Below are 5,632 nucleotides of genomic sequence, written 5' to 3' on the forward strand. Positions count from 1 at the left end.
CGACGGCCGGCCGCTCCGCGGCGGGCGCGGGGCGCAGGCCCGCCCGCCGTCGTACCGTGCTCACCGCGGCCGCGTCCAGCAGCGCGGCGGCGGGCTCCCGCCCCGCACGCACCGGCACCGGAGCGGCCCGCCGCTCCGTCCCGAGCAGCGCGGCACTCACCAACTCCCCCCAGGAAGTCACCCTTCGCGTACTTCCGCTCGTCCCTCTCGCCTCATTCACGGCTTCCATCCCCTCCGTCGGCCGTTCGGATCGTTCTCACCGCGTCACCGTTCTCACCGCGTCACTGGTCTCACCGCGTCACCGGTCTCTCAGCGTCGCCGTTCTCACAGGGCCACCGGTGCCGGATCCCACGTCGTCAGCGGGACGAAGCCCCGGTGGCCGCACTCACCGAAGACGGTGAGGGGGCCGCCGCCGGATATCGCGGCCAGCTGCCACAGGCCCGTACCGCCCTCGCAGCGCGGGTCCACGGGCAGCGCCGACTCGCCGTCGACGTCGGCCAGTTGCCATCCCGTGCCCGGCCGCCCCGGCGTGGGCGGCCGGCCCGGTATCGGTACGACGTCGGCCAGCACCACCGGCCAGGAGTCCAGCCAAGGGTCGTCGCGCAGCGCGTCACCGTACGCGGCGAGCGCGGCGTCCGCGCCGCACCCGGTCGGCACGCCTCCCGGGGCGGCCGGTGCGTACCGCTCGCCCACGGTGACGCGCAGCGGGCGGGCGCCCGGGTAGTACGTCAGGTCGGCGTCCAGGACGAGCCCCGGCGGCAGGGCGAGATCGTGCGCCCGCCCGGGGCCCGCGAAGGAGAGGTGCAGCGCCATCCGGCCCGTCCGCTCGCCCCGCATCCATATGCGCCGCGCGGTCAGCTTGCCCCGCGGGCCTTCCTCGCGGTCCTGCTGTGCCAGCACCAGCCACCGGTCCCGCACCGTCCGCTCCGCGGATCTCCCGGCGGAACTCTCCGCGGTCCTCCCGGCGGAACTCTCGGCCGGGCTCTCCGCCGAGGCATCCCCGGCGGCGTCCGTGTCCGCCGGCAGGCCCACTCGTGAGCGGACCGTGGCCGCCAGCGGCTCCGGAAGCCGCTCGATACCAAGGAGCCCCTCGTCGAGGAGGTGGAGCAGCGCGCACTCCTCCAGCAACCGGGACGGCCAGTCGGCGCCCGACCCCGGGATGGAGCCCAACTCCCGCACCCGGGACGCCAGTCCGGGCGCCTGCGCGTCCACCATGCGGGCCGCCGTCTCGTCCCAACTGCCGTACCCCGCGCGGTCCGCCGCGGCCAGCCCGGAGCGCAGCAGGTCGGCGAGGCGGCGCTCCAGCTCCTCGGCCCCCGCGCCGACCCGCTGCGCCCGGCGCTCCGCCCGCCGACGCGCGGCCGCCGGATCGGCGAGGCCCTTGCTGCCCTTGTCGCCCTTGCCGCCGTCCTTGTCCCCCTTGCCCGGCCGGTCCTCGCGGTGCTCGCGCCGGCCGGACAACCACTCGGCGACCCACCGCGGCGGCTCGCCGGCCCTCACCACACGCCCGTCCTCCCCGTCCGTACCGACATCCCCCTCCGTGCCGTCATCCCCCTCCGCGCCGTTCTCCGCCGCCCACAGCAACAGCAGTCCCAGCGCGTGCTTGCACGGGAACTTGCGGCTCGGGCAGCCGCACTTGAAGGCAGGCCCCGTCGTGTCCACCATCGCGCGGTACGGAGTGCTCCCGCTCCCTTTGCACACACCCCACACCGCTCCGTCGCCCGCGCCCAACTCCGACCACGGGCCGGGCGTCGCGAGCTTGCCGCCGGCCTTGCGCGACGCCGCGTCGGGCGCCACCGCCAGTACCTGGTCGGTCGTCCAGCATTCCCCCTGCGCTCGGGGGTTCGGGGTCTTCTCCCCGTCCATTCCCAGCATGTCGAAAACGCTAGACCCAGCCACTGACAATCGCTCTGACCAGCACGTTTGTCACGGCGAGGCCGATTGTCAGTGGCATGGTGCAGTCTGGAATCCGCAAGCGGCCCGCGGGTTGCGGGGTGCGGGTCGTACGGCTTGGGGCAAGGGGGAGTCATGTCTTACGCGATGGCGGAGAACGGCGCGGGGAGCGGCCGGGGGACGGCGGCGGAAGCCGGGCGGCGGGACGGCGAGGCGGTGGCACTGCGGCCGCACGCGGAAGATGCATTCGCAAAGGAGCTGGCCGCGCTGGCGGCCGCGGACGACCGGCCGCGGCCCGAGCGCTGGTGCCTCTCGCCGTGGGCGGTGGCGACATATCTGCTCGGCGGCACGCTCGCCGACGGCACGGTGATCACGCCCAAGTACGTCGGCCCGCGCCGCATCGTCGAGGTCGCGGTCACCACCCTCGCGACCGACCGCGCGCTGCTGCTTCTGGGCGTTCCCGGCACGGCCAAGACATGGGTGTCGGAGCACCTCGCGGCGGCGGTCAGCGGCGACTCCACGCTCCTGGTCCAGGGCACGGCCGGCACGCCGGAGGAGGCGATCCGGTACGGCTGGAACTACGCGCGGCTGCTCGCGCACGGCCCCAGCCGGGACGCGCTGGTGCCCAGCCCGGTGATGCGCGCGATGGCGGAGGGCATGACCGCGCGGGTCGAGGAGCTGACGCGTATCCCGGCGGACGTCCAGGACACGCTCATCACGGTCCTGTCGGAGAAGACGCTGCCGATACCGGAGTTGGGGCAGGAGGTGCAGGCCGTCCGCGGCTTCAACCTCATCGCCACCGCCAACGACCGCGACCGCGGGGTCAACGAGCTCTCCAGCGCGCTGCGCCGCCGCTTCAACACGGTGGTGCTGCCACTGCCGGCCACGCCGGAGGAGGAGGTCGACATCGTGACGCGCCGCGTCGAGCAGATCGGCCGCTCGCTGGACCTGCCGCCGGCCCCGGACGGCATGGACGAGATCCGCCGGGTCGTCACGGTCTTCCGCGAGCTGCGGGGCGGTCTGACCGCGGACGGGCGTACGAAGCTCAAGTCGCCCTCCGGGACGCTGTCCACGGCCGAGGCGATCTCCGTGATCACCAACGGACTGGCGTTGGCGACCCACTTCGGAGACGGCGTGCTGCGCCCGGCGGACGTGGCGGCGGGCATCCTGGGCGCGGTGGTCCGGGACCCGGCGGCCGACCGCGTCGTCTGGCAGGAGTACCTGGAGTCGGTCGTCCGCGAGCGCGACGGCTGGAAGGACTTCTACCGCGCCTGCCGGGAGGTGAGCGCATGACGGAGCGGACGGAGCACGGCACGGGGGAGCGGCGGGCGCCCGGGCCGTGGCTGCTCGGGGTGCGGCACCACGGGCCCGGGTCGGCCCGTGCGGTCGGTGCGGCCCTGGCGCAGTGCGAGCCGAAGGCGCTGCTCATCGAGGGGCCGCCGGAGGCGGACGCGCTGGTGGCGCTGGCCGCGGACGAGGGGATGCGGCCCCCGGTCGCGTTGCTCGCGCATGTGACCGACGATCCGGGGCGCGCCGCGTTCTGGCCGCTGGCGGAGTTCTCCCCGGAGTGGGTGGCGCTCCAGTGGGCGCTGCGCCGCGGCGTCCCGGTGCGCTTCATCGACCTTCCGGCGGCGCACTCTCTGGCCGAGCCGGAGGGACCTTCGGGCGCGGGCCCGGAGACGGAGGCGCCTTCAGCCGCGCATTCAGCCGCGGAGGCGCCGTCCGCCGCGGAGGCGCCGTCCGCCGCGGAGACGGTGCCGACTGGGCCGGCGGAGCCGGCCGGCCCGCTGGTGGACGAGGCGCGCCTCGATCCCATCGGGGTGCTCGCCGCAGCCGCCGGTTACGACGACGCGGAGCGCTGGTGGGAGGACGTCGTCGAGCACCGCGGTACGGGGAGTGGCGCGGGGAGTGGTGCGGGAGGGGAGCCCGGTGACGCGCTGGCGCCGTTCGAGGCGCTGGCCGAGGCCATGGGGGCGCTGCGGGAGGAGTACGGCGACGGCGGGGACCCCCGTGACGCCGTACGCGAAGCGCACATGCGGCTGCGACTGCGCGAGGCGCGGCGGGAGTTCGGGGACGACCTCGCGGTCGTCTGCGGCGCGTGGCACGTACCGGCGCTCGCCCGCCGTACGACCGTCACCGCCGACCGCGCCCTCCTCAAGGGCCTCCCGAAGGCGAAGGTGTCGCTCACCTGGGTCCCGTGGACGCACCGCAGGCTGTCCCGGACCAGCGGTTACGGAGCGGGCATCGCCTCGCCCGGCTGGTACGGCCACCTCTTCAGCAGCCCCGACCGCCCCATAGAGCGCTGGCTGACCAAGGTCGCGGGGCTGCTCCGGGCGGAGGACTACGCCATCTCCACCGCCCATGTCATCGAGGCGGTGCGGCTCGCCGAGTCGCTGGCGGCGATGCGCGGCCGCCCGCTCGCCGGCCTCACCGAGACCGAGGACGCGGTGCGCGCCGTGCTGAGCGACGGCTCCGACGTGCCCGCCTCGCTGATCCACGACCGGCTGGTGGTCGGCGATGTGCTCGGCGAGGTGCCGCAGACCGCGCCCGCCGTGCCGCTCCAGCGGGACATCGCGCGGCTCCAGCGCACCCTCCGCCTCAAGCCGGCGGCGAAGGAACGCGAGCTGGAGCTGGACCTGCGCAAGGAGACCGACGCCGCGCGCAGCCGGCTGCTGCACCGGCTGCGGCTGCTGGACATCCCGTGGGGCGCGCCGGCCCATTCCCGTACGAGCACGGGCACGTTCCGGGAGACATGGCGGCTGCGCTGGGAGCCGGAGCTGTCGGTGCGGGTCGCGGAGGCGGGCATCTGGGGGACGACCGTGCTCGCCGCCGCCACGGCGCGGGCGGCGTCGGACGCGGCGGACGCGAGCGCGCTCGCCGAGGTCACGGCGCTGGCCGAGCGCTGCCTGCTGGCCGAACTGCCGGACGCGCTGCCGGTGGTGATGCGCGTACTGGCCGACCGGGCGGCGCTCGACGCCGACGTCGGCCACCTCGCCCAGGCGCTGCCCGCGCTGGTGCGGTCGGTGCGGTACGGCGACGTGCGCGGCACGGACGCGGCGGCGCTGCGCGAGGTCGCGGTCGGCCTGGCCGAGCGAGTCTTCGTGGGCCTGCCGCCGGCCTGCGCCTCCCTGGACGCGGAGGGTGCGGCGGAGATGCGGACGCATCTCGACGCGACGCAGCAGGCCGTGGGACTGCTGTCCGCCACGGCGGGGGACGGCGCGCCCGAGTCCGCGGCCGGGCCGTCCGGTGAGGTGCCGTCCGGTGAGGTGCCGTCAGGACTCCGGGAGCGCTGGACCGCTGTACTGCGCGTGCTGGCGGAGCGGGAGGGCATACCGGGGCTGATACGGGGCCGCGCGGCACGGATCCTCGTCGACGACGGCCGGCTGGGGGACGGCGGGGCCGCTCGGCTCATGGGGCTCGCGCTTTCGCCGGGCGTGCCGCCCGCCGACGCCGCGGCCTGGATCGAGGGGTTCGTCGGGGGCGGGGCCGGCGGGGGAATGCTGCTGGTCCACGACGAACGGCTGCTGGCGCTGCTCGACGGCTGGCTGACGGGGGTGCCGGGGGAGGCGTTCACGGACGTACTGCCGCTGTTGCGGCGGACGTTCTCGCAGTACGAGCCGGGGGTGCGGCGCACGCTCGGCGAGCTGGTACGGCGCGGGCCGGTGGCCGCGGGGCCGCCTGGCGGCGGTACGGCGGTCGGCCACGGTGCCGCGGGCGGCGGCGGCGAGGAGGCGGCGGC

At 75.8% G+C, this 5,632-nt stretch carries 4 protein-coding genes; 2 read left to right on the top strand and 2 right to left on the bottom strand.

Features of this window, described 5'->3' with window-relative positions; all coding sequences use genetic code 11:
• Window positions 1-229: DUF5691 domain-containing protein (locus ABT381_RS34735; protein WP_502965738.1), on the bottom strand; the 229-nt coding region annotated here is incomplete at its 3' end.
• Window positions 230-324: 95 nt separating this feature from the next.
• Window positions 325-1,875 (bottom strand): SWIM zinc finger family protein, encoded by a 1,551-nt coding sequence (locus tag ABT381_RS34740; protein ID WP_502965739.1) that lies wholly within the window; start codon window positions 1,873-1,875, stop codon window positions 325-327.
• A gap of 165 nt (window positions 1,876-2,040) precedes the next feature.
• Here ABT381_RS34740 and ABT381_RS34745 point away from each other — a divergent pair, with 165 nt between their 5' ends.
• Window positions 2,041-3,186 carry an ATP-binding protein gene (locus tag ABT381_RS34745; protein ID WP_351601778.1) on the top strand — a complete coding sequence of 382 codons (1,146 nt, stop codon included), beginning with the start codon at window positions 2,041-2,043 and terminating at the stop codon, window positions 3,184-3,186.
• The coding region (locus tag ABT381_RS34750) for a DUF5682 family protein (protein ID WP_351601772.1) at window positions 3,183-5,632 on the top strand (2,450 nt) is incomplete at its 3' end. The genes ABT381_RS34745 and ABT381_RS34750, both read left to right, overlap by 4 nt.

The organism is Streptomyces sp. NPDC000151 (genome assembly GCF_040301705.1).
Lineage (GTDB): Bacteria > Actinomycetota > Actinomycetes > Streptomycetales > Streptomycetaceae > Streptomyces.